We start from the raw sequence: 22,426 nt of genomic DNA on the forward strand, positions 1-22,426 counted from the left end.
ATAGTGGCGGGGTATCTATGACTAATGCCATTTGGTGCCTTCCCGCAGTCTGCCGAGAATATCCACCATCCGCTTGGCTCGCGTTTCCGGGCGTTTGGCGGTTTGCAGACGGTGATAGATGGCGAACAGGTTGGCGCGATTCAGCGTACTGTAAAACGTTGCGGCCTTGGGGTCATCCGCCAGCGCCGCAAGAAAGTCCGCCGGCATGGCCATCTCCGACGATCCGGCATAGGCGCTGTCCCAGCGGCCATCGGCACGGGCAGCTTCGACATGGCGCAGACCCGACGGTTGCATCAGGCCTTCGGTCATAAGCCGCTCCACGTGGTCGCAGTTCTTTTTCGACCAGTTGGACCCGGGGCGGCGCGGCGATAACCGCTGCACGAACGAAATCTCGTCAAGCGCCTGCCGCTGGCCGTCGATCCAGCCCCACATCAGGGCCACCACGACGCAGTCTTCCCATGTCACCGAGGGGAGGGCGGCGGCCTTCTTGTACATCCGCACCCAAAGTTCGGTCTTCGTGGCATGATGTTCGGCCAGCCAGGCCGAAAGGTCGTCGCGTGTAGCGAAAGGCAGGTAATGCGTGGGCGTCATGATCGATCCCTCAAAAGAGGCCGACATCTTCGCCTTGCGTTGGACAAAAATCTGTCAGTACGGTGGTTTTCACCGCGATCTCAGGCGGTCCTCATGTCGCTCATGTGGATCAGGGTTAGGTAAGGCCTTCATTTTAGGAGGTAAAACCGATGCTTGAGACAACAAAACCCGATCTGTGGCGCAAGACGTGGCGCCTGTTTCTGTGGGGCGGGGCAGGGGCCTTGCTGTTGCTGCCGCTGATCGCCATGCAGTTCACCACCGAAGTCGCATGGACGGGCAGCGATTTCGTCCTCTTCGGCACCATGCTTCTATGCGCGCTGGGGGCGTTCGAACTGGCGGTGCGGTTGAGCGGAAACTGGGCGTATCGCGCCGCAGCGGGTCTGGCCATCCTGACCGGCTTCGGGCTGGTCTGGGTCAGCCTCGCCGTCGGGATCATCGGGGCTGAGGACAATCCGGCCAACCTGATCTTTGCCGCGGTGCTGCTGGTCGGACTGATCGGAACGCTGATCGTGCGCTTCAGGGCCAGCGGTCTGGTGTGGGTGCTGATGGCCATGGCGCTGGTGCAGGGCGTCGGTGCGGTGATCGCCCTGTCGGACGGTTATCCGGCGGCGATCCTGACCGCGATGTTCGGCGTGTCGTGGCTGGTGTCGGCGGCTCTGTTTCACAAGGCGGCTAACGCTTCCTAAGCGCATCCCAAAAAGTGTGCGCGGTTTTTGGAATCAGATGCGCGGCTGAAAAAGCTTCATAGCGCCGACAATACATCCGGCGAACAGCGCCCCTTCGAGGCCGGCGGTCACCATCTGACTGACCGGTCCGAAGCCGTTCTCGCCGAACAGGCGCCACATCCCGTCAAAATTCAACCGCGAACCGGGAAAATGCTGCGCCAGCAGGACGAGGCTGCCCATCATCATCCGGCCGCCCATCAGCGTGATGCCCATGCCGCTAAGGCCGCCACACAACGCCGCCAGCGCTATACCGCGTTTCAATGTAAATCGTTCCGCCAGTCCCGCCCCTAAACCGACCGCCGCCCCCAGCAGCAGGCCTTCCGGGGCACCGGTAATCTCGCCCGGTGACTGACCGAACAGCAGGGTGAAGGCGTCGAGGCCGAGCAGCTTGACCACCGCGCCGACGACAAGGCCGCCCGCCGCGCCGCCGAGTACCGATCCCCACAGATGGTTACCGCGCGAACGGCCCGCAGCGATGCCGAAACTGACGCCCGCGCCGCCAAGGGTGGCGATGAGCGTTGTCAGGCAGAGCAGGACCAGCAGCACCGACGCGCCCTGCGCTGACTGCGCCGCCGCGCCGAAGCCATAAAGCAGGCCGCCGAGTCCTCCGGCGACGCTGGCTCCCAAGGTGCCGATCAGGCCTTGCCCAAGCAGGGGGCGGTAATCGGAACTCTGCTCCAGAGCTATGACAGGCGCTGCAACAGGGGCGGCGGTGTCGACCGGGGCGATAAAGCGGTAGCCGTGTTTGACGACGGTTTCGATGAAGCGCGGTCGTCCCGCGTCGTCGTCCAGCACCCTTCGCAGACTGCGGATGCACTGGGTAAGGGCTTCGTCGGTCACCGGCACGCCTTGCCAGACCTCGTCGAGAAACCGGTCCTTCGAGACGAGCGTGCCGGGTTCGCTGACCAGCAGGATCAGGGCGTCGAGATAGCGGGCGCTCACCTCGACGGCGACGCCGTCGCGCAGCAGGCGGCGGTCACGCGCATCGAGCACGAAGCGATCAAAATGGTAGCTACCGGATACCATTCGGGGGCCTTAAGCGATTGACGGCCTATTCCGCGGCTTTCGTCTCTTCCGTCTTTTCGCCGTTGAGGCGGCGGAACAGCAGGTCGACCATTTCCTCGGCGCTTTCGTCGATCTGAGGACGGTCCTCGACGGCTTCGACGCCGCAATAGCTGTGGTCGGGCAGGCGGCCCCACACGACCAGCGGCGCGTAATAGCGGGCCAGTTCGTTCAGTGCCTCATGCTGGTCCTCGGCGGTGTCGGGCAGGACCAGCATGCCGTCGAAGCGCTGCGACTGCACGAGGTCTTTCAGGGCACCTGAGCGCTTGGCCGGGGTCTTGAGCACCAGAAGCTCGTAACCGCGCTTGAACACTTCCTGCGTCAGGGCACCCATCAGGTGCAGCAGGCCGGGATCGCGCAGCTTACGGTCGTTGTCTTCGGGCAGGACCAGACCGATGGTCCGCGTCGTCTTGAGGCGCAGATTGCGCGCCGCGTGGTTGACGACATAGCCGTTTTCGTCGGCGATGGCGGTGATCTTGTCACGGAGCGCCTTCGGGATCAGCGGGCTGCCGGCCAGGGCGCGGGAGACGGTGGATACGGAGACTCCGGCCATACGCGCGATATCGGCCATCTTGAGGGGCGCGGCTACCGGAAAGGTCTGAGTGGTCATCTGTGTCCTTATTTACGCTAAATCAGCGAGCCAGCCACCCGCCATCGACGGGGAGTATAACTCCGTTTACATAATTTGACACGGGGGCGGCGAGAAAAACCGTCGCGCCGCCGACATCGGCGGGCGTCCCCCAGCGCGCGGCGGGGATGCGGCTGAGGATCGCATCGGCGCGCGAAGGGTCGTTTTGCAGGGCTTCGGTGAGTTCGGTGGCCATATAGCCCGGGGCGATGGCATTGACATTGATGCCTTTCGCCGCCCATTCGTTGGCTAGCAGACGCGTGATCCCGGCGACGCCCGACTTCGAGGCGGTGTAGGACGGGACGCGGATGCCGCCCTGAAACGACATCAGGGAGGCGGTGTTGATGATCTTGCCGGAACCCTGTGAAATCATGTGTTTACCAGCAGCCTGACACATGAAGAACAGCGATTTGAGGTTCAGGGTCATCACCTCGTCCCAGTCCTGTTCGCTGAATTCGGTGATCTCGCCGCGACGGATACCGCCGGCATTGTTGACGAGGATATCGAGCCCCCCCATGACCTCCAGCGTCTCGGCGACGATCCCGGCGATGGGGTCGATCGACGACATCAGATCGGCCTTGATGAAATGGAACCTGCGACCGATGGCCGCAACCTTCTGCGCCGTATCGTTGGCGTTGGACGACCCCACCGCGCAGATATCCGCCCCGGCTTCGGCCAAAGCCAGGGCCATGCCTTGCCCCAGACCGCGATTGGCCCCGGTGATCAGGGCGATTTTTCCGGTCAGGTCGAACATGGCAGCAGCGGACATAGTCTTAAGGTCTCCTATTCGATTTCACCGGTAGCACAGGCAAAAAGGGAGAGGGAAGGCTTTTATTAGTGTGATCGATTTCGCTCTCAATTGATCATTTGGAAGCGGGAGCAATTGCATCGGGCTTCACTCGCGTGTTAGTACCTGCCGATAATCCATTGCATAAGACTCAGGGCCTTCCGATGATCATTTCCGCCTCTACCGACTATCGCGAAGCCGCCCGCCGCAAGCTGCCGCCGTTCCTGTTTCACTATATCGACGGCGGCGCCTATGCCGAACATACGCTGAAGCGCAATGTCGAAGACCTGTCCGACGTCGCCCTGCGTCAGCGCATCCTGAAGGACGTGGCAAGCTTAAGCCTTGAGACCGAACTGTTCGGCGAGAAACTGGCCATGCCGACCGTGCTGGCCCCGGTCGGCCTGACCGGCATGTATGCCCGTCGCGGCGAGGTTCAGGCGGCGAAGGCGGCAGCGAAGAAGGGTATCCCCCTGACCCTGTCGACCGTCAGCGTCTGTTCCATCGAAGAGGTGCAGTCCAACTGCGACCGCTCGATCTGGTTCCAGCTCTACGTGCTCAAAGATCGCGGCTTCATGAAGAACGCGCTGGAGCGCGCGCAGGCGGCGGGGATCACAAAGCTGGTCTTTACCGTCGATATGCCGGTGCCGGGCGCGCGCTACCGTGACATGCACTCGGGCATGAGCGGCCCGAACGCCGAACTCCGCCGTTTGTGGCAGGCGGCGACCCACCCGGAATGGGCCGTCGATGTCGGTCTGCTCGGGCGTCCGCACGATCTGGGCAATGTGTCGAAATATCTGGGTAAGGCGACGGGGCTGGCCGACTATATCGGCTGGCTGGGGGCCAATTTCGACCCGTCGATCTCGTGGAAGGATCTGGAGTGGATCCGCGACTTCTGGAAGGGCCCGATGATCATCAAGGGCATCCTCGATCCGGAAGACGCCAAGGACGCGGTGACCTTCGGCGCCGACGGAATCGTGGTGTCGAACCACGGCGGGCGTCAGTTGGACGGCGTTTTGTCGTCGGCCCGGGCCCTGCCGGCGATTGCCGAGGCGGTCAAGGGCAAGATCACCATTCTGGCCGACTCAGGCATCCGCACGGGTCTCGATGTGGTGCGCATGATCGCGCTGGGGGCCGACGGCGTGCTGCTGGGCCGGGCGTTCATCTATGCGCTGGCGACCCACGGTCAGGCGGGGGTCGAGAACCTGCTGACCCTGTTCGAAAAGGAAATGCGCGTGGCCATGGCGCTCACCGGCGTCAAGTCGATCAAGGAAATCGGCCCGCAGTGTTTGGTAAGTAAGTAAATACGCCTCCGTCACGCGGGGTGTATTGAGAGGGAGACCGTCATGCCGCCCAAAATCCTGCTGACGCGTCCGTGGCCCGAAGGCGCGTTCGCGTATCTCAAGGCTCGATATGATGTCACGGTCAATGACAGCGGTGTGCCGCTGACGAAGGATCAACTGATCGCGGCCATGGGTGAGTACGATGCCCTGTGCCCGACCGTTACCGACAAGCTGACGGCGGAGGTGCTGAGCGTCGCCGATGCGCGAGTAAAGATGATTGCCAATTTCGGTGCGGGATTCGAGCATATCGACCTGAACGCGGCCAAGGCGGCGGGCATACGCGTTTCCAATACCCCGGACGTCCTGACCGAGGCGACGGCGGAAATCGCGCTGCTATTGATCCTGATGACCAGCCGCCGGGCGTCGGAGGCCGAACGTGGCCTGCGCAACGGCGACTGGAACGGCTGGAAGCCGACGCAGTTTCTGGGGCAAAGCCTCGATGGCAAGACCCTGGGCCTTGCCGGGTTCGGACGCATTGGTCAGGCGACGGCGCGGAAGGCGAAGGCGGCTCTGGGCATGAACATCGCCTATTACAGCCGAAATCGTGTCGCACCGGAGATCGAGGCAGCGTTCGACGCCCGTTATGTGGGCTCGCTCGACGAACTGGCCGCGCAGGCGGATGTCCTGTCGCTACACACGCCGGGCGGAGCCGGGACGCATCATATGATCAATGCGGCCCTGCTCAAACGGATGAAGCCGACCGCCATCCTGATCAATACGGCGCGCGGATCGGTGGTGAACGAAATCGAACTGGCCGAAGCCCTGGACGCGCGGACGATCGCAGCGGCGGGCCTCGATGTCTATCAGAAAGAACCGGTGGTGAACCCGGCGCTGTTGCCGCTCGACAATGCGGTTCTCTTGCCGCATCTGGGTTCGGCGACGGTCGAGACGCGCAACAATATGGGCCTGCGCGCCGCCTATAATCTGGATCGCTTCTTTGCCGGAGAAGACCTGCTTGACGGGATTGCCTGACCTCAATTCGGCGGACATCGTCATTCGCGCTATCGAAGGCTGGCGCGGAGCCGCGCCGCTGGTTGTCGGGATTTGCGGTGCGCAGGGTTCCGGTAAATCCACGCTTTGTGAAGCTGTGGCGACCGGGCTGAACGCTCGCGATATTGCGACGGTCATCCTTTCACTGGACGATCTCTATCTGGCACCCGAGGACCGGCCGGTTGCCGCACATCCGCTGTTTAAGACGCGGGGTGTGCCGGGGACGCACGACCCGATTTCAGGCATCCGGATCATCGACGCCTTTCGTCGTGGACAGGCGGTTAGTTCGCCGCGTTTCGACAAGGCGACAGATCGACCCGTGCCCTGCGGCAAAGAGGATATGTTTGCTGGCGTCCTGCTCCTCGAAGGTTGGTGCGTGGGGGCGGTGTCGCAGGTCGAGACCGATCTGATCGCACCGGTCAATGCACTGGAACGCGACGAAGACCCGGACGGTGTGTGGCGGCGCTACGTCAATGCGCAACTCGCCGGACCCTATGCGGCGCTGTTTGCGAAACTCGACCGGTTGATCCTGCTGGCCGCGCCGGGGTTCGAGGTCGTGCAGGGCTGGCGCACACAGCAGGAGCACGACCTGCGCCGCAAACTGGCGCTTGAGGGCCGCACCGGTGGCATGGAAGATGTTCAAATCACGCGCTTTATCCAGCACTATGAACGCCTGACGCGACATATTCTGACGGAGATGCCCGCTCGCGCCGACCTGACCATCCGGCTCGATGCCCAGCGACAACCGGTGGATATCATCGATCCTTTATAAGCGGTCCACAATCCCGACATGATCGCTGCCTAAGACGGGCAAACGATTGGTTTCAGGAGTGACCATGCTTACGATCCGTACCCTTAGCTTCACTGCTGCCGGACTTCTGGCACTCGGCCTGTCCGCCTGTGCGACCATGTCCGGCGATCCGCTGCCGACCGGTGACAAGGAGACCATTTCCTATTCGGTCGGGCCGTGTTTCGGCTTTTGCCCGGTCTATAGTGTCGAAGTCACGTCGTCGGGCCACCTGACCTATTCCGGCGAACGCCACACGGCGGAGCTGGGCGCAAAGACACGCGACGCCGGTGGGGACGCCTATAACCGGGTATCGCGGGCCCTGGCCGCCTATCGCCCGGCGGCGGGCACGACGGTACATACGGACTGCGATCAGCGTGTCAGCGATCTGCAAACCTATACGATCACATGGACCGCGCCTGACGGCGCGAAGACGACGCTGATCCACGACAAGGGTTGCCGCTCGCCCAAAAATGATGTGCTGAACAAGGTGATGGAGGGGCTTCCGACCCAACTCGGTATTGAGGCCTGGACGAAGCAGACCACGCGTCCGGGTGTGTCGCGAGGGTAAGTTTAGGTTGACGATAACGTCGCTCTGCGCGAACCTGTGGGTAGCAGATACCGCATCCGGCAGGTGAGCAGATGACACGGCAGCAGGTTTTGGCACTCACCGGGGCGGCGGTCATCGCCCTGACGCCCGGTGTTCTGACGGCTCAGGATTTCCTCGGCGGGCTGGTCGATCGGGCCAAACAGGAGGCCGAGCGTAAGGCGCGCGAAGCCGTCAAGCCGAAGCCTGCGCCGCAAACACAAAACCTGCCGGTGGTCGCCGATGGCGAGACCCTTGCCGATATCGACGCCATCGTCGCCAAGGGCGGCCGGTTGAGCGGCAGCATGGAGAAAGAACCGGACCTGCATACGCGGCTCTATAGCTGGAGCGATGGACTGGAAACGCGCGGCAATGCCGGGCCGGCGGAGCTGAAAACCAATATCAGCCACACACCCGCGCGGGTGAAATGGATCGACCGGTTCGAGCAGTGGCTGCACGCCAGCTATACACCGCTTGGTGGTCTGCCGCAGGCCTTTCGCACGATCGATCCTTATAAAGCGGGGATGAAGGAATATCGCCCGGTCGCCTATGGTCTGGGCGTCATCATACAGCACCCGACGATGAAAAACGGCAAGCTGACGCGCTCGCCTATCCCGTCGGAATCGGGGATCAATATCTACGCCAACGGGCTTGTCGGGGCGGACGGCGCGTGGGAGTTCAATACGCCGGACAGCTTCTATTTCACCATGTATGTCGACCCGGACGGCACGTGGGTCGATCCGAAGATACGCGCCGAACATATCGCGGAAATCGCCGCTGTGCGCCGCGCCGTCGGGCCTGACGCGGTGGTCTATGTCAATACGGGCCGAATTGTCGTGGTGCTGGGGACGAACGGTCGGCTGCCGGTCGTGCCGGTGTCGATCGGCGAGGCGCTGGACATAGCCGAGGCCGGATTCAGGCGTATGCAGGTCACCGACCCCTCCGATCCGGCGACCTTCAGCGCGCGGATGACCGACGTGGCGCGGATGCGTCAGCGTCACGCGGGGGAGCTGGATAAGCCCGCGAGGGTGCGCAACATGCAGTACCTGTCCGGCAGTTTTGCCAGCGGCTGGGACGTATTCGGTGATGGCGACCGGGGGGTATTGTATCCGCTCTATAAGATCGACCCGGCGGTCTATGCCCGCGCCGCCAAGGGCGATCCGCAGTGGATCACCATCACCTTTCCGCGCATCGCCGACTATTCACCGCCGCGCGACGTAGCGATCTATAAGGCAATGACGCAGCGCTTCAACTATGGCTATGTGAAAGAGGTTCTGCGCGATCCGGCAAAGGCCGCGCTGCCGTACAGGCCGCTGAATTAAAAACCCCGGCCTGACGTCATCAGGCCGGGGTTTTTAATGTGGAAACGTGCCGGACTTAACCAAAGCGGCCGCCGATATAGTCCGAGGTCTTTTCGCACTTCGGATTGACGAAGAGCGTCTCGGTCGGGCCGAACTCGATCAGCTTGCCCAGATACATGAAGCCCGTATAGTCGCTGAGGCGCGCCGCCTGTTGCAGGTTGTGCGTCACAATGATGATCGTGATGTCGCGCTTCAGTTCTTCGAGCGTGTCCTCAAGCTTGGCCGTCGAGATCGGGTCGAGCGCCGAGGCCGGTTCGTCGAGCAGCAGGATTTCCGGCTCGACCGCGATGCCGCGCGCCACGCACAGACGCTGCTGCTGGCCACCCGACAGCGACAGGCCGGACTTGTTCAGCTTGTCCTTCACCTCGTCCCACAGGGCGGCGCGGCGCAAGCTGGTTTCGACGACCTCGTCCATCTCGGCCTTCGACTTCTTGTGGTACAGCTTTACGCCGAACGCGACGTTGTCGTAGATCGACATCGGGAAAGGGGTCGGCTTCTGGAATACCATGCCGACCTTGGCGCGCAGCGCCGTCACATCGATCTTGGGCCCGATGACATTCTCGCCGTCGATGAGGATTTCCCCTTCGGCGCGTTGACCCGGATAGAGGTCGTACATACGGTTCATCGTGCGCAGCAGCGTCGACTTCCCGCAGCCCGACGGGCCGATCAGGGCGGTGATGCCGTTGCGCTTGACGGGGATCGAGACGTCGAACAGCGACTGATGCGTGCCGTAGAAGAAGTTGAGATGGCGCGTTTCCAGTACGATCTGGTCGGCCGGCGGCGGCGTGATGACGCTTTTGAATTCGGTTTCGGTATCGGACATGGGTGAAGCCTATTTGTGATCTGTGTCGCGGGCGATCCACCGCCCCAGAATATTGATGGCGAGAACCGTAACGGTGATCAGAAGCGCACCGGCCCAGGCCAGTTCCTGCCAGGTGTCGAAGGGGGACATGGCGAACTGGAAGATGACACCGGGCAACGAGGCCATCGGCTGATTCATATTGAGGCTGAAGAACTGGTTGTTCAGCGCGGTGAACAGAAGCGGTGCGGTTTCACCCGAAATGCGGGCGAACCCCAGAAGGCCGCCGGTCAAAAGGCCGGCGCCTGCCGCCTTCCATATAATCTTGCGGACCGTGACCCATTGCGAAGCCCCGAGCGCCATACCGGCTTCGCGCAACGCGTTGGGTTGCAGGTTGAGGATATCTTCGGTGGTACGCGTCACGATAGGGGTCGCCAGAATGCCGAGCGCGATGGCGCCGGCCCAGGCCGAGAAGCCGTGCATCGGGCGGACCAGAAGCTCGTAGATGAACAGACCGATCAGGATGGAGGGTGCGGACAGCAGCACGTCGTTAAGGAAGCGTACCACGTGGCCATAGGGGCTGTTGCCGCCGATTTCCGACAACCAGGTCCCGGCCAGAACGCCGATAACGACGGCCAGCATCATGGCCAGAGCACACATGATGACCGAGCCGACAATCGCGTTGCGCAGGCCCCCCGCGGAGTCGGGCCCGGGCGTGTCGGCGGTGAAGACCATCAGGTTCATCCCGCCAAAGCCCTTGGTAAACAGAGAGAACATGATCAGCGACAGGGCCAGCAGGGCCAGGGCGGCCGCGCCGATACATACGGCCACAAAGACCTGAGACGCCAGTTTTCGGCGCGTGGCGCGAGAAAGAGCAAGGGCCATGGGTTAGTACCTTTGCGACGATAGCAGCGCGCGAGCCATGGCCAGGACGCCGAAGGTTATCATGAACAGGACAAGGCCGAGTGCGATCAGGGCCGAGGTATGAAGGTCGCCGGTCGCTTCGGTAAATTCGTTGGCGATGGTCGAGGCGAGGGTAGAGCCGGAGGCAAACAGCGATTCGGGGAATCCGTGGGCGTTGCCGATGATGAAGGTCACGGCCATGGTTTCACCCAGCGCCCGGCCGAAGCCCAGCATGATGACACCGATCATGCCCTTCTGGACATAGGGGATGAGGACCGACGACACCACTTCGAAGGGCGTACAACCCAGACCGAAGGCGGCCTCGCGCACCTGCGGCGGCACCGAACGAAACAGCTCACGGAAGACGGCGGCCATATAGGGCAGGATCATGATGGCCAGAATGGTCGACGCCGTCAGTATGTTGGCCCCGTTCGGCACCCCGGCGAACAGCTTGCCCCAGAGGCTGTCAGGATCGACGGACAACAGCAGTGGCAACTGGATGGTTTTGGCGAACCACGGCGCGAAGACGAACAGGCCCCACATGCCGTAGACGATCGACGGGATACCGGCCAGAAGCTCGATCGCCGTCGAAATCGGCTGGGCGATGATCTTGGGGCAGAACTGAGTCAGGAAAACCGCAATGCAGATGGCGATCGGCAGGGCGAAGGCGAGGGCGATGACGGCGGTGAGCAGGGTGCCGACAATGGGGCCGGCGGCGCCAAACACCTCGGTTGCAGGGTTCCATGTCGTCGAGGTGAAAAATCCGAGGCCGAACGTCGACAGGGCGGGCCACCCGCCGATAACCAGCGAGACGAGCAGGCCACCCAGCGTGATCAGCAGCAGCGTTGCTGCCGAAAAAGCCACCGCTCTGAAGATAGGGTCAGCCAGGTCCTTTTTCGGGAGCGGGGCAGATACGCCCGCTATCCCGTTTTTAGCCGCCTGTGTAACATTGAAGGCCATGCTTTTAAAATCCATCGAGGTCGCTTCTGCTCTCAGGGCTTAAACGGTCTGTATGAAGGTTTTACGATACCTTGCAATCAAAGAGGGGTTCCCTTGTGGGGAACCCGCTCCATAGACCGTCTTTTTGTCGCGGCAAACGCTTTTTTGCAACTACTTCGCGGCCGGCACATAAACCGGCTGACCGCCCGATGTGATTTCCTTGGCCCACTGAGCGCGGATCAGGGCCTTCACTTCGGCGGGCATCGGCACGTAGTGGAGTTCCGCCGCCGCCGCATCGCCGCTGGTATAGGCCCAGTCGAAGAAGTTGAGGGTTGCCTTCGCCTTGGCGGCATCGGCCTGATCCTTATAGACCAGAACGAAGACGGCACCGGTGATCGGCCACGACTTGGCGCCGGGCTGGTCGAGCAGCAGAAGCTGGTTGCCGGGGGCCTTGCTCCAGTCGGCACCGGCGGCGGCGGCGGCAAACGACTCGGCAGAAGGGGCAACCGTCTGACCGTCATGGTTGGTCAGGTTGGCATAGGCCGCGCCCGTCTTGACGGCGTAAGCGAATTCGACGTAACCGATCGAGCCGGTGGTTTGCGCTACGAAGGCCGAAACGCCTTCATTACCCTTGCCGCCCAGTCCCGTCGGCCATTCCAGCGCGTCCGATGCCCCGACCGCGGACTTCCATTCCGCCGACACCGCCGCCAGATAGTTCGTGAACAGGTAGGTTGTGCCCGAACCGTCGGCACGGTGAACGACCGTGATCGGCAGGTTCGGCAGGGCCAGGCCAGGGTTCAGCGCCTTAAGCGCCGCATCGTCCCAGCGCTTGATCTTGCCCATGAAAATATCGGCCAGTACCTGACCGGTCAGGTTCAGTTTACCGGCGGCGACGCCGGGAACATTGACCACAGGGACGACGCCGCCCATAACGACCGGAAACTGGTAGAGCCCCGCCGCATTAAGGTCTTCGACCGACAAGGGCTTATCCGACGCCCCGAAATCGACCGTCTTGGCCTTGATTTGCTTGATGCCGCCGCCGGAGCCGATCGACTGATAATTGACGTTCGATGCGGTCGCCCCCTTGAAGGTTTCCGCCCACTTCGACGCCAGCGGCGCGAAGAAGGTCGAGCCAGCGCCCGTCAGACCGCCCGATGCCGGGGCTTCGGTCTTGGGGGCTTCACCGCTGGAACAGGCGGCCAGAAGGACGAGCGCGCCGACAGCTGCGGCGAAGGGTTTGAACATGAGGCTCTCCGATGAGTCAGGGCCGAGATGGCCGGAGGTTTCATTGCCCACTGTGACGGTAAAATTTCAAACCGGTTCGGGCATGGCGCGCCGTTTACAACAGTTTGATGACAGTTGTGTGACACGGTGGCGAGCCATCGATATGTGACTCACTTCAATATGAAAAGATAGCGCAGCACCTCGCGCAGTTCCCGCGCCAGCGCCTTGCGGTCGATATTCGGATTGGAAACGGCGCGGATCATCATGCCGTCGAACAGCATGCCGATGATTTCGCCGCGGGCGTCCAGACGCGCCGGGTCGCAGCCGGCATTAAGGCGCGTGCACAGATGGCGGCCCAGTTCGCGCTCCTGCACGTCGGCGGCCTGAACGATGGCGGCGACGCGCGGGTTGCGCGCCGCTTCGGCCAGCACCTCCAGCGCCAGCGCCGAATTGTCGGGGCCGTATTTGTGGTCGAGCGCGAAGTCGATGGTGTCGAGCAGGGTATCGAGCAGCCGGTCGTCCGGCGTCTCGTCCCATTCGGCGAACTTGGCGCGCATCTCGGCCAGGTCGTTGGCGACGATAGCCTCGACGATGGCTTCCTTGTTCTCGAAATAGCGGTAGATGACGCCGACGCTCATCTTTGCTTCGGCGGCGATCTCCGACATCGAGGCGCCGTGAAAGCCCGAACGCCGGACGCAGCGCAGCGTGGCATCAAGAATCTGCTGCTGGCGCGCTTCGCGGCTCTGGCGGGGCTTTGGAGCGGTATTTTCAGGCACGGCGGAGGAGGGGGCAGGCTTATCCATCTATGATGGCTGATCCTTGATACATAAGGTGGTTAAGATTTTTTAATGTCGTTGGCTCGCTTGACATACACGAAAAAGGGGCTTAATGCCACTAAAAATGAGAATGATCGTTCACTCTCATTCACTGCTGACACTTTTTTACATGTCTGTGCGACAGGTGTCTGTTAGTATTGCGTTGCACCCTTTGATACGGCGCTGCTGTGCGCGGCGACATTTTAAAGCGACTGAATTTTTCCGGAGAGACCCCGCATGACATCGCCCTCTTATATGATCAAGCCTGCTGCTGCGTTGCTGATGCTCGGTCTGGCCTTGACTGCCTGCGGTAAAAAAGAAGGTGGCGCGGGTGGCGGCATGGGCGGCGGCGGTCCGACCGAGGTCGGCGTGGTCGTCGTGGCCTCCGAGCCGGTCAATCTGACCGCCGAGCTTTCGGGCCGCACCTCGGCCTATCTGGTCTCCGACGTCCGCCCTCAGGTCGGCGGCATCGTCAAGGCGCGCTATTTCACCGAAGGTGGCTACGTCAAGGCCGGTCAGTCGCTGTATCAGATCGACTCCGCACCATTTCAGGCCGAATACGCCTCGGCTCAGGCCCAGGTCGCTCAGGCCGAAGCCAACCTGACCTCGTCGCGTCTCAAGGCTGAACGCTACGCCGAGCTGGTCAAGATCAACGCCGTGTCCAAGCAGGATAATGACGACGCCCAGGCCGCCTATGCACAGGCCAGGGCGACCGTGGCGACGGCCAAGGCCGGTCTGCAGACGGCAGGCATCAGCCTCAACTACACCAAGGTGCTTGCGCCTATCTCCGGCCGTATCGGCAAGTCGAACGTCACCCCCGGCGCGCTGGTCACGGCGTCTCAGGCGGTGGAACTGGCCAAGATTCAGAACATCGACAGCATCTATCTCGACATAAACCAGTCGGTGAACGAGCTGATGAACCTTAAGCGCCGCGCGGCGTCGGGTCAGATCGGCGAAGCGGCGACCGCCGACGTCGAGCTGATCCTCGAAGATGGCAGCGTCTATCCGCTCAAGGGCAAGTTGCAGTTCTCCGACGTTTCGGTGGATGAAGCCACTGGCACGGTGACTCTGCGCGCCCTGTTCCCGAACCCGAACGGCGTCCTGCTGCCGGGCATGTACGCCAAGGCGCGTATCGTCTCCGGCGTGGTCGGCAACGGCATTCTGGTGCCGCAACCCGCCGTGACGCGCGATCCGAAGGGCAATGCCCTTGTGATGGTCGTGTCCAAGGACAACAAGGCCGAACAGCGTCAGATCAAGGTCGCCCAGACCGTCGGCGACAAGTGGCTGGTGACCGAAGGCCTTCAGCCCGGGGACAAGGTCATTGTCGAAGGCTTGCAAAAGGTGCGTCCGGATGCGCCTGTTAAGGCTTCGACCCTTACCGCGACCAAGGAGGGCCAGAAGCCCGCCGATGCCTCGGCTGAGAAGCCTGCCGAACAAAAAGCTAAGTAATATTAAGCGTTTAATTTGAACTGCGTGGTCGTTTACGCCCGAAGTGTGTCTTCGACCGGCCCTATTCAGATACCTCAGCTCCCTCCGAGGACACCGTCATGATCTCGCGTTTCTTTATTCACCGACCTATTTTTGCCTGGGTGGTGGCCATCGTCATCATGATGGCGGGGCTTCTGTCCATCGCCAACCTGCCGGTAGCGCAGTATCCGCAGATCGCACTGCCGCAGGTCTCGGTTTCGGCCCTCTATCCGGGGGCGTCGGCCAAGACCGTCGAAGACTCGGTGACCCAGATCGTCGAGCAGCAGATGAAGGGCCTCGACGGTCTGCTCTATATGAACGCGACCTCGGATTCGAGCGGTGCGGCCTCGATCACCCTGACCTTCAAGGCGGGGACCGATCCGGACATCGCGCAGGTTCAGGTGCAGAACAAGCTGCAATCGGCGACGCCGCTTCTGCCGACCGAGGTGCAGCAGCAGGGTCTGACGGTGGCCAAGGCGACCAGCGGCTTCCTGATGGTGGTCGGTCTTTATGCCGATGATCAGAGCGTAACCGATCAGGATCTCGGCGACTACCTGGCCTCGACCATCGTCGATCAGGTCAGCCGCGTCGACGGCGTCGGCACGATCCAGAGCTTCGGCGCGCAATACGCCATGCGTATCTGGCTCGATCCGGCCAAGCTGACCAGCTTCAACCTGACGCCGACCGACGTTATCGCCGCTATCCGTGCGCAGAACACGCAGGTCTCCGCCGGTCAATTGGGCGGCCTGCCCGCCGTCAAGGGCACAGCGCTCAACGCCACCATCACGGCCCAGTCGCGCCTGACGACGGTCGAGCAATTCCGCAACATCACCGTCAAGAATTCGACGACAGGCGCGGTGGTGAAACTGTCCGACGTGGCGCGTGTCGAACTGGGCGCGCAGCAATACGGCGGTACCGCCAAATATAACGGCCGTCCGGCCTCGGGTATCGCGCTGACGCTCGCGACCGGTGCCAATGCGCTCGATACCGCCAATGCCGTCAAGGCCAAGATGGCGCAGCTCGAAAAGAACTTCCCCAAGGGCTACCATTACGTCGTCCCCTACGACACCACGCCGTTCATCGAGCTGTCGATCCACGAAGTGGTCAAGACCCTGATCGAAGCCGTCGTGCTGGTCTTCATCGTCATGTTCCTCTTCCTGCAGAACTGGCGCGCGACGATCATCCCGACCATCGCCGTACCGGTCGTGCTTCTGGGCACCTTCGGCGTGCTGGCGGCCTTCGGCTACTCGATCAATACCCTGACGCTGTTCGGGCTGGTGCTGGCCATCGGTCTGCTGGTCGACGACGCCATCGTGGTGGTCGAAAACGTCGAGCGCGTCATGACCGAGGAAAAGCTGCCGCCCATGGCCGCGACCATCAAATCGATGGAAGAGATCACCGGCGCCCTGATCGGTATCGCGCTGGTCCTGTCGGCGGTGTTCATCCCGATGGCCTTCTTCGGCGGGTCGCAGGGCGTTATCTACCGTCAGTTCTCGATCACCCTCGTTTCGGCCATGGCCCTGTCGGTCGTGGTGGCGCTGATCCTGACGCCGGCGCTTTGCGCGCATCTGCTCAAGCCCGTCGACGACACGCACACCCACGAAAAGAAGGGTTTCTTCGGCTGGTTCAACCGTAATTTCGACCGTCTGGCCAATGGCTATCGCGGTATCGTGTCGAAGATTCTGGGTCAAAGCGTCCGTTACATGGCCGTCTTCGCGGTCATCGTCGGCCTGATGGTGCTGTTGTTCACGCGCATCCCGACCTCATTCCTGCCGGACGAAGATCAGGGCATCCTGTTCACCATCGTCCAGCTGCCGCCGGGCGCGACCGAGGAACGCACCAATGCCGTCCTCGAACAGGTCGGCGCGCACTTCCGCAAGGACGAAGCCGTCGAAGCCGCCTTTACCGTGTCGGGCTTCTCCTTCTCCGGTCCGGGGCAGAACGCAGGCATGGCCTTCGTCCGCCTCAAGGATTTCCACGACCGCAAGAGCGATAATCTCAAGGCCCCGGCCGTCGCTGGGCGCGCCATGGGTGCCTTCAGCCAGTTCCGCGATGCCATGGCCTTTGCCATCGTGCCGCCGGCGGTGTCCGAACTCGGCAATTCGTCGGGCTTCGACCTGCAGCTCAAGGATGTCGGCGGCCTCGGCCACGACGCCCTGCTCAATGCCCGCAATCAGGTGTTGGGTATGGCCTCGCAGAACCCGGCCCTGATGGCCGTGCGCCCGAACGGCATGGAAGACACGCCGGAACTGAAGCTCGAAATCGATCAGACCGCCGCTGGTGCCATGGGCGTCAGCCTCAGCGACATCAATGCGACCCTGTCGACCGCCATGGGCGGGGCCTATGTCAACGACTTCATCGACCGCAACCGCGTGAAGAAGGTCTTCGTGCAGGCCGACGCGCCGTTCCGCATGAAGCCCGAAGACCTGAACCAGTGGTACGTCCGCAACGATCAGGGCCAGATGGTGCCGTTCACGGCGTTTGCCACCTCGCACTGGGCTTACGGTTCGCCGCGTCTGGAGCGTTACAACGGCTCGCCGTCGATGAACATCCAGGGCATGGCGTCGCCGGGCCACTCCTCGGGTCAGGCCATGGCCGCCATGGAAGAGATCATCGCGCAACTGCCCGCCGGAATTTCCTATGAATGGACGGGGCTCAGCTTGCAGGAAAAGCAGTCCGGTGCCGAAGCCCCGATGCTCTACGCCCTGTCGATCTTCGTCGTCTTCATCCTGCTGGCAGCGCTGTACGAAAGCTGGTCGATCCCGGTCGCCATCGTCATGGTCATCCCGCTTGGGGTTCTGGGGGCACTGCTCGCCACCATGCTGCGCGGCCTGTCGAACGACATCTATCTTCAGGTGGCGCTCCTGACCATCATCGGCCTCAGCGCCAAGAACGCCATCCTGATCGTGGAGTTCGCCAAGCATAACCACGAAAAGGGCATGGACCTGATCGAGGCGACGCTACAGGCCGCCCGCGTCCGCCTGCGTCCGATCATCATGACGTCGCTGGCCTTTACCTTCGGCATCCTGCCGCTCTTCTTCGCCAATGGCGCGGGGTCCGGCAGCCAGAACGCCATCGGTACGGGCCTTGTCGGCGGCATTCTGTCGGCCACCTTCCTGGCGGTGTTCTTTATTCCGCTCTTCTTCGTCATCATCGAAAAACTGTTCAAAGCCGACGAAAAACACCTTAAAGCTCAGGCTGATGAACGTCTGGCGCTGGCCGCGCTGGAACAATCGAGACAAAACCGTGCCGATCACACTCCGGAAGGTCACTAATATGCGCGCCTTTTTGAAACCCGCCCTTCTGGCCGCCGCCGGTGCGATGACCCTGTCGGCCTGTACCCTGGCGCCGAAGTACGAACGCGGCACCCTGCCGGTCGCCGATCAGTTCCCGACCGCCTCCACGGCGACCGGTGCTTCCGCCGAGACCCTTGCGTGGCGTCAGGTTCTGCTCGATCCGCGTCTGCAAAGCGTCGTGGAGCAGGCTCTGACCAATAATCGCGACCTGCGCGTGGCGGTGCTGAACGTCGAACGCGCCCGGGCGCAGTATCGCATCCAGCGCGCCTCGCTGTTCCCGGCGGTCGACGGCACGGTGAGTGGGCGCAGAGCCGACACGGGGGCGGTTGACAGCCAAGGTAACGATGTCGGCGCTACGAATGCCTACTCTGCCGATATCGGCGCGTCGTGGGAACTGGACCTGTTCGGGCGCGTGCGGTCTTTGAGCGACTCTGCCCTGCAATCCTATTTCGCGGTCGAGGAAAACCGCAAGGCGGCGCAAATCAGCCTGATCACCTCGGTCGCCAGCGCGTGGCTGAACCTCGGGGCCGATCAGGACCAGCTGCGCCTGTCGCGTGAGACCCTGCGTCTGCGCGAAGACAGCCTCAACCTGACGCAGCGCCGCTTCGATCTGGGGGCGACCTCGGCGCTGGAACTGCGTCAGATCGAAACCCTGGCCGAGCAGGCCCGCGCCGACGTCGCGCAACTGGAAGCCACGGTGCAGCAGGACAAGAACGCCCTGCGCCTGCTGGTCGGGGCCGAGGTCGCTGCCGATCTTCTGCCGGACACCTTCGCCGACAATGCCATCCTTGCCGATTTGCCGGTAGGGGTGCCGTCCGACGTGCTGCTCAAGCGTCCGGACGTTGCCGCGGCGGAATTCAACCTGAAAGCCGCCAATGCCGATATCGGCGCGGCGCGCGCGGCGTTTTTCCCGCGCATTTCCCTGACCGGCAGCGTCGGCAAGGCCTCGACCGAACTCGGCAACCTGTTCGACGGCGGCATCACCTGGAGCTACGGCCCGTCGGTCTCGATCCCGATCTTCTCGGGCGGGGCCAATACGGCGAACCTCGAAGCGACGCGCAAGGCACGCGAGATCGCTCAGGCTCAGTATGAAGGCGCCATTCAATCGGCGTTCCGCGATGTGGCCGACGAACTGGCCACCCGCGCCACGATCGATCGTCGTCTGGCGGCGCAGACCCGCGTGGTTGACGCCGCCACCGAGACCCAGACCCTGTCGCAGGCCCGCTTCGACCGAGGTGTGGACTCGCGTCTGACCCTGACGGACGCGCAGCGCACGCTTTACAGCGCGCAACAGGGGCTTATCGGGGTTCGCCTGACACGCGCGCTCAACCTGGTGAACCTGTATGCGGCACTGGGTGGTGGGATTCAGTAAATTCGACCGTAAAAGTATCCGGCTTGCCGGAGGATGAGGCGGGGCCGCAAGGCCATAGAGAGCCGTTTCATCCATATTAAGCGCATCCCAAAAAGTGTGCAGCGGTTTTTGGAATCAGATGCGCGACTAGAATGAAAACCCGTCTGGCGCTGGTCAGGCGGGTTTTTTATGCCCTAGTCGCGCCAGCACAGCGTCGCGACAGGTGCGGCTGACGGCCAGCTCCGCGCCTGAGTCAAGTGTCAGAACCCAACTGTCGTCGAGTATGGCGGTACTGCGAACCTTGCCCAGATTGACGATGCTGGCGCGGTGTGCGCGGACGAAAACCGTCGGATCGAGGCGTTCGGACAGCGCGCTGAGGGTCTCGCGCATCAGGCCTTCGCGACCCGCCCAGTTGACGACGACGTAATTCCCGGCGGCGGCGAACCATTCGACTTCGCTCAGATCCACAGCGGTCTTGCGGCGACCGGTCGAGACCCACAGACGATGTTCGGTGGCTGGTTCTGTCTGTGCCCTGTCCAATGCGGCTTGTAAGGCAACGGCGCGGTCGCGCTCGACGATCGCAAGACGATAGCCACGCAGAGCGGCGATCGAGGCAGCGATGGCTGTAGCGATGAGGACGTCTATCGGCAGGCGATACAGCCAGCCACGCCATGTGGTCGAGCTATCGTTGAAAATGTAGGATAGTCCAAGGCTGATCGCGGCATGGAGCAGCGTATAAAGGCCAATGGCCGGATATAGCGCCGCCAGAAACCGCACACTCAGGCCAAGCCGCCGCGCCAGCCAGAGGACGAGGGCGGCGAACGGAAGCCACGTCCCGTAGTTCAGGCCCTGCCAAAGAATCGCCGACATCCACGACATCGTGCCACCGCTCAGATCGCGCGCCGCTGTGGCCGCAAACCCGACGGTTTCGGCGTAGATCAACCCGGTCAGGGCAAGGGGCCACCATTTTGGCAGTTTCATGCGGCGATATCCATGCGCCTTTTCTCGCTCAGATGTATCCCCAATAGCAAGATCATGGTCACCAGACCGATCAGCGAGGGCGCCAGCTGGCTCCACGGCTGTCCGGTGGGCCACAGATTGCCGAGCCCCGCCGAGGCCATCGCGAAATAGGCCCCGGTCATCTTGAGGCCGTGGTCGATATGGCGCCCCCGCATCCATGTCGCACGCCACAGGGGGCGGCTCAGGTCGTAGAGCGTAAACAGGCTGAGGAAGCCGAGGATCGAATAGCCGATCATCGGCGGCCATGAGGCATTGCCGTTGTGCATATTGAGCGCCAGCCAGAGGCACGCGCCCAGCGTCGCCAGTGCCATCAGGGTGTCGAGGTAGTTCAGGCGTTTCAGGGCCCGCAAACCGCCGATGAACTGGTAGCTAGCCGATAGCGTCGCCATAATCAGCGGGGCGGGTTGGGGAAAGAAGGTGACGCCGATCACCGCGCAGCCAAGGACCAGCGTCCCCGCCGCAACGAACAGCCAGCCGGTAAGACGATGCCAGCGGCTGCCTTTTGCGGTCAGGAGCGGAAACAGGCCGAGCGCAAGGGCGGCGCAACCGGCGGCGATATGGGTGAGGATGTTAAGCGTGTGCATAACACCGCTGTGGCCGTTTCACACGGACCTGAACAGGGCGCGCGGGACGAACGGCGGCGAGGAGGGATGAACCTCATCTTATACCTCCCCGCACTAAAGTGCAGGGAGGTATGTTAAGTGTTACTTCGGCGCTTTCAACCGCGCATCGAATTTCGCCTCGCGATCCACCGTCAGCCAGCCATCCGGACCGATTTTCAGCTCGGCGACCTGAATCACCGTACGCTGGCCATAGGTCGGGTCGCTGGCGGCTTCGGGGGACTTGTGCTGATGGACGAAGTAGTAGATCAGCGCCTTGCCGTCATTGACGACCACGTCCGGGTGCTGACCCTTGTCGTTGTCGGTCGGTTGCAAACCGGGCTGTTCCAGCAGGCGCGTCGGCTGCGGCGTCCAGCTCTTGAGATCGTCGGAGCGCAGCACCATCAGGCCTTTCCACACATCGGCGATCAGCCAGTAGTGGCCGCCGAACTGAAACACCTTCGGGCCTTCGGCATTGGTATCGATAACCGGATCGGGCTGACGCACCCACGATTTCAGGTCGGGGCTTTCCAGCGTGAACAGGCGGCTACCCTTGCGCTCGTCCTTGAACCATAAACGATAGACGCCATCTTTTTTCACGACGCTGGCGTCGATGGCGCGGTCGGTGCCCAGGTCAAGCCGGTCGCTGCACGCCCACGTTTTCAGATCCGGACTGGTCAGATGGACGATGAAGCGGTCGCCTTGCCAGTTTTTGAATACGCCCGGCACGATGGTCAGCCACATATGATAGGTGCCGTTTTCCGCGTACAGTTCCGGGGCCCACAGGGTCTCGCCGGTACAGGCCGCCGGGACGCTGGCCGTGCCCTGATAGTCCCATTTCAGGCCGTCTTTCGACGAGGCGATGCCGATGGCGGTGCCGTGGACCCATGACACGTCCTTGTCGGGCAGTTTCAGCGTGGCGCGGCGGTTGGTGTAGAACATCTTCCAGTCCTTCGCCGCCTTGTCGTAGACGATGGAGACGTCGGCGGCCCCGTCATAGACCGGATCGCGGAACAGCGGCTTGGGCGCAACGCCGCCTGTCGGCAAATGGGCGCAACCGGCAAGCGTCAGTGCGGCAAGCGTAAGGAGAAGGGCCTTTTTCATCGGACGGTTCCTGTGTTTTTATTTGTCTGACTTATAGGCGGCGGCAACCGGA

Annotated in this window: 21 protein-coding genes; 9 read left to right on the forward strand and 12 right to left on the reverse strand. The window is 62.4% G+C overall.

Annotation, left to right across the window (positions count from 1 at the left end; genetic code table 11):
- Nucleotides 1–21: 21 nt before the first annotated feature.
- On the reverse strand, nucleotides 22–591 hold the full coding sequence (locus PQU92_RS12940) for a YdeI/OmpD-associated family protein (protein ID WP_272748644.1): 570 nt from the start codon (nucleotides 589–591) through the stop codon (nucleotides 22–24).
- 149 nt (nucleotides 592–740) lie between these two features.
- Between PQU92_RS12940 and PQU92_RS12945 the strand changes: the two genes are divergently transcribed.
- A complete protein-coding gene (locus tag PQU92_RS12945; RefSeq protein WP_272748645.1) occupies nucleotides 741–1,277 on the forward strand; it encodes a hypothetical protein in 537 nt (178 codons plus the stop codon).
- A 33-nt stretch (nucleotides 1,278–1,310) separates the two neighbouring features.
- Here the strand turns inward: PQU92_RS12945 and PQU92_RS12950 are convergent, their stop codons facing one another.
- The 3 genes from PQU92_RS12950 to kduD are packed head-to-tail and all read right to left on the reverse strand — an operon-like array spanning nucleotide 1,311 to nucleotide 3,775.
- Entirely contained in the window at nucleotides 1,311–2,342 is a 1,032-nt protein-coding gene (locus tag PQU92_RS12950) for a winged helix-turn-helix domain-containing protein (protein WP_272748646.1), read from the reverse strand.
- 25 nt (nucleotides 2,343–2,367) lie between these two features.
- Nucleotides 2,368–2,988, reverse strand: a complete 621-nt coding sequence (locus tag PQU92_RS12955; protein ID WP_272748647.1) for a LacI family DNA-binding transcriptional regulator — start codon at nucleotides 2,986–2,988, stop codon at nucleotides 2,368–2,370.
- A 22-nt stretch (nucleotides 2,989–3,010) separates the two neighbouring features.
- Nucleotides 3,011–3,775, reverse strand: a complete 765-nt coding sequence (gene kduD, locus PQU92_RS12960; RefSeq protein WP_272748648.1) for a 2-dehydro-3-deoxy-D-gluconate 5-dehydrogenase KduD — start codon at nucleotides 3,773–3,775, stop codon at nucleotides 3,011–3,013.
- A gap of 182 nt (nucleotides 3,776–3,957) precedes the next feature.
- Here kduD and lldD point away from each other — a divergent pair, with 182 nt between their 5' ends.
- The 5 genes from lldD (at nucleotide 3,958) to PQU92_RS12985 (ending at nucleotide 8,818) form a co-directional block, all read left to right on the forward strand.
- The gene (lldD, locus tag PQU92_RS12965; protein WP_272748649.1) at nucleotides 3,958–5,094 is read left to right on the forward strand and encodes an FMN-dependent L-lactate dehydrogenase LldD; all 1,137 of its coding nucleotides are present in this window, start codon (nucleotides 3,958–3,960) and stop codon (nucleotides 5,092–5,094) included.
- Between the two features lie 42 nt (nucleotides 5,095–5,136).
- The gene (locus tag PQU92_RS12970) at nucleotides 5,137–6,105 is read left to right on the forward strand and encodes a 2-hydroxyacid dehydrogenase (protein WP_272748650.1); all 969 of its coding nucleotides are present in this window, start codon (nucleotides 5,137–5,139) and stop codon (nucleotides 6,103–6,105) included.
- The gene (locus tag PQU92_RS12975) at nucleotides 6,089–6,895 is read left to right on the forward strand and encodes a kinase (RefSeq protein WP_272748651.1); all 807 of its coding nucleotides are present in this window, start codon (nucleotides 6,089–6,091) and stop codon (nucleotides 6,893–6,895) included. The genes PQU92_RS12970 and PQU92_RS12975 overlap by 17 nt, the downstream gene beginning before the upstream one ends.
- 64 nt (nucleotides 6,896–6,959) lie before the next feature.
- Complete coding sequence (locus tag PQU92_RS12980; RefSeq protein WP_272748652.1) at nucleotides 6,960–7,481, forward strand: DUF6438 domain-containing protein; 522 nt, start codon at nucleotides 6,960–6,962, stop codon at nucleotides 7,479–7,481.
- 71 nt (nucleotides 7,482–7,552) lie between these two features.
- Complete coding sequence (locus PQU92_RS12985; protein WP_272748653.1) at nucleotides 7,553–8,818, forward strand: hypothetical protein; 1,266 nt, start codon at nucleotides 7,553–7,555, stop codon at nucleotides 8,816–8,818.
- A 55-nt stretch (nucleotides 8,819–8,873) separates the two neighbouring features.
- On the opposite strand, the gene pstB is transcribed toward PQU92_RS12985, so the two are convergent.
- The 5 genes from pstB to PQU92_RS13010 form a co-directional block, all read right to left on the reverse strand.
- Nucleotides 8,874–9,680: a phosphate ABC transporter ATP-binding protein PstB gene (gene pstB, locus PQU92_RS12990; protein ID WP_272748654.1), complete on the reverse strand. Its 807-nt coding sequence runs from the start codon at nucleotides 9,678–9,680 to the stop codon at nucleotides 8,874–8,876.
- Nucleotides 9,681–9,689: 9 nt separating this feature from the next.
- Entirely contained in the window at nucleotides 9,690–10,541 is an 852-nt protein-coding gene (pstA, locus tag PQU92_RS12995) for a phosphate ABC transporter permease PstA (RefSeq protein ID WP_272748655.1), read from the reverse strand.
- Between the two features lie 3 nt (nucleotides 10,542–10,544).
- Entirely contained in the window at nucleotides 10,545–11,519 is a 975-nt protein-coding gene (gene pstC / locus PQU92_RS13000) for a phosphate ABC transporter permease subunit PstC (protein ID WP_272748656.1), read from the reverse strand.
- Nucleotides 11,520–11,669: 150 nt separating this feature from the next.
- Complete coding sequence (gene pstS, locus PQU92_RS13005; protein WP_272748658.1) at nucleotides 11,670–12,743, reverse strand: phosphate ABC transporter substrate-binding protein PstS; 1,074 nt, start codon at nucleotides 12,741–12,743, stop codon at nucleotides 11,670–11,672.
- A 149-nt stretch (nucleotides 12,744–12,892) separates the two neighbouring features.
- Nucleotides 12,893–13,525: a TetR/AcrR family transcriptional regulator gene (locus tag PQU92_RS13010; protein ID WP_272748659.1), complete on the reverse strand. Its 633-nt coding sequence runs from the start codon at nucleotides 13,523–13,525 to the stop codon at nucleotides 12,893–12,895.
- Between the two features lie 249 nt (nucleotides 13,526–13,774).
- On the opposite strand from PQU92_RS13010, the gene PQU92_RS13015 reads away from it, so the two are divergent.
- The 3 genes from PQU92_RS13015 to PQU92_RS13025 all read left to right on the forward strand — a co-directional run bounded on the left by PQU92_RS13015 (nucleotide 13,775) and on the right by PQU92_RS13025 (nucleotide 19,672).
- On the forward strand, nucleotides 13,775–14,986 hold the full coding sequence (locus PQU92_RS13015; protein ID WP_272748660.1) for an efflux RND transporter periplasmic adaptor subunit: 1,212 nt from the start codon (nucleotides 13,775–13,777) through the stop codon (nucleotides 14,984–14,986).
- Between the two features lie 98 nt (nucleotides 14,987–15,084).
- Complete coding sequence (locus PQU92_RS13020; RefSeq protein ID WP_272748661.1) at nucleotides 15,085–18,279, forward strand: efflux RND transporter permease subunit; 3,195 nt, start codon at nucleotides 15,085–15,087, stop codon at nucleotides 18,277–18,279.
- Between the two features lies 1 nt (nucleotide 18,280).
- Nucleotides 18,281–19,672 carry an efflux transporter outer membrane subunit gene (locus PQU92_RS13025; protein WP_272748662.1) on the forward strand — a complete coding sequence of 464 codons (1,392 nt, stop codon included), beginning with the start codon at nucleotides 18,281–18,283 and terminating at the stop codon, nucleotides 19,670–19,672.
- A gap of 153 nt (nucleotides 19,673–19,825) precedes the next feature.
- Here the strand turns inward: PQU92_RS13025 and PQU92_RS13030 are convergent, their stop codons facing one another.
- The 3 genes from PQU92_RS13030 to PQU92_RS13040 all read right to left on the reverse strand — a co-directional run bounded on the left by PQU92_RS13030 (nucleotide 19,826) and on the right by PQU92_RS13040 (nucleotide 22,374).
- Nucleotides 19,826–20,632: a LytR/AlgR family response regulator transcription factor gene (locus PQU92_RS13030; protein ID WP_272748663.1), complete on the reverse strand. Its 807-nt coding sequence runs from the start codon at nucleotides 20,630–20,632 to the stop codon at nucleotides 19,826–19,828.
- On the reverse strand, nucleotides 20,629–21,255 hold the full coding sequence (locus PQU92_RS13035; protein ID WP_272748664.1) for a hypothetical protein: 627 nt from the start codon (nucleotides 21,253–21,255) through the stop codon (nucleotides 20,629–20,631). The genes PQU92_RS13030 and PQU92_RS13035 overlap by 4 nt, the downstream gene beginning before the upstream one ends.
- A 120-nt stretch (nucleotides 21,256–21,375) precedes the next feature.
- Nucleotides 21,376–22,374 carry a family 43 glycosylhydrolase gene (locus tag PQU92_RS13040; protein WP_272748665.1) on the reverse strand — a complete coding sequence of 333 codons (999 nt, stop codon included), beginning with the start codon at nucleotides 22,372–22,374 and terminating at the stop codon, nucleotides 21,376–21,378.
- Nucleotides 22,375–22,426: the final 52 nt, after the last annotated feature.

It is taken from the genome of Asticcacaulis aquaticus (assembly GCF_028550415.1).
Classification (GTDB): Bacteria; Pseudomonadota; Alphaproteobacteria; order Caulobacterales; family Caulobacteraceae; genus Asticcacaulis; species Asticcacaulis aquaticus.

What these genes read in the sequence shown, in the direction of transcription:
- PQU92_RS13025 (WP_272748662.1), top strand. Translation starts at nt 18,281, where the DNA reads ATGCGCGCCTTTTTGAAACCCGCCCTTCTGGCCGCCGCCGGTGCGATG.
- PQU92_RS12940 (WP_272748644.1), bottom strand. Translation starts at nt 591, where the DNA reads ATGACGCCCACGCATTACCTGCCTTTCGCTACACGCGACGACCTTTCG.
- PQU92_RS12970 (WP_272748650.1), top strand. Translation starts at nt 5,137, where the DNA reads ATGCCGCCCAAAATCCTGCTGACGCGTCCGTGGCCCGAAGGCGCGTTC.
- PQU92_RS12945 (WP_272748645.1), top strand. Translation starts at nt 741, where the DNA reads ATGCTTGAGACAACAAAACCCGATCTGTGGCGCAAGACGTGGCGCCTG.
- PQU92_RS13020 (WP_272748661.1), top strand. Translation starts at nt 15,085, where the DNA reads ATGATCTCGCGTTTCTTTATTCACCGACCTATTTTTGCCTGGGTGGTG.
- PQU92_RS12950 (WP_272748646.1), bottom strand. Translation starts at nt 2,342, where the DNA reads ATGGTATCCGGTAGCTACCATTTTGATCGCTTCGTGCTCGATGCGCGT.
- PQU92_RS12980 (WP_272748652.1), top strand. Translation starts at nt 6,960, where the DNA reads ATGCTTACGATCCGTACCCTTAGCTTCACTGCTGCCGGACTTCTGGCA.
- PQU92_RS13010 (WP_272748659.1), bottom strand. Translation starts at nt 13,525, where the DNA reads ATGGATAAGCCTGCCCCCTCCTCCGCCGTGCCTGAAAATACCGCTCCA.
- PQU92_RS13040 (WP_272748665.1), bottom strand. Translation starts at nt 22,374, where the DNA reads ATGAAAAAGGCCCTTCTCCTTACGCTTGCCGCACTGACGCTTGCCGGT.
- lldD (WP_272748649.1), top strand. Translation starts at nt 3,958, where the DNA reads ATGATCATTTCCGCCTCTACCGACTATCGCGAAGCCGCCCGCCGCAAG.
- PQU92_RS13030 (WP_272748663.1), bottom strand. Translation starts at nt 20,632, where the DNA reads ATGAAACTGCCAAAATGGTGGCCCCTTGCCCTGACCGGGTTGATCTAC.
- PQU92_RS12985 (WP_272748653.1), top strand. Translation starts at nt 7,553, where the DNA reads ATGACACGGCAGCAGGTTTTGGCACTCACCGGGGCGGCGGTCATCGCC.
- PQU92_RS12955 (WP_272748647.1), bottom strand. Translation starts at nt 2,988, where the DNA reads ATGACCACTCAGACCTTTCCGGTAGCCGCGCCCCTCAAGATGGCCGAT.
- PQU92_RS13015 (WP_272748660.1), top strand. Translation starts at nt 13,775, where the DNA reads ATGACATCGCCCTCTTATATGATCAAGCCTGCTGCTGCGTTGCTGATG.
- pstA (WP_272748655.1), bottom strand. Translation starts at nt 10,541, where the DNA reads ATGGCCCTTGCTCTTTCTCGCGCCACGCGCCGAAAACTGGCGTCTCAG.
- PQU92_RS13035 (WP_272748664.1), bottom strand. Translation starts at nt 21,255, where the DNA reads ATGCACACGCTTAACATCCTCACCCATATCGCCGCCGGTTGCGCCGCC.
- kduD (WP_272748648.1), bottom strand. Translation starts at nt 3,775, where the DNA reads ATGTCCGCTGCTGCCATGTTCGACCTGACCGGAAAAATCGCCCTGATC.
- pstC (WP_272748656.1), bottom strand. Translation starts at nt 11,519, where the DNA reads ATGGCCTTCAATGTTACACAGGCGGCTAAAAACGGGATAGCGGGCGTA.
- pstS (WP_272748658.1), bottom strand. Translation starts at nt 12,743, where the DNA reads ATGTTCAAACCCTTCGCCGCAGCTGTCGGCGCGCTCGTCCTTCTGGCC.
- pstB (WP_272748654.1), bottom strand. Translation starts at nt 9,680, where the DNA reads ATGTCCGATACCGAAACCGAATTCAAAAGCGTCATCACGCCGCCGCCG.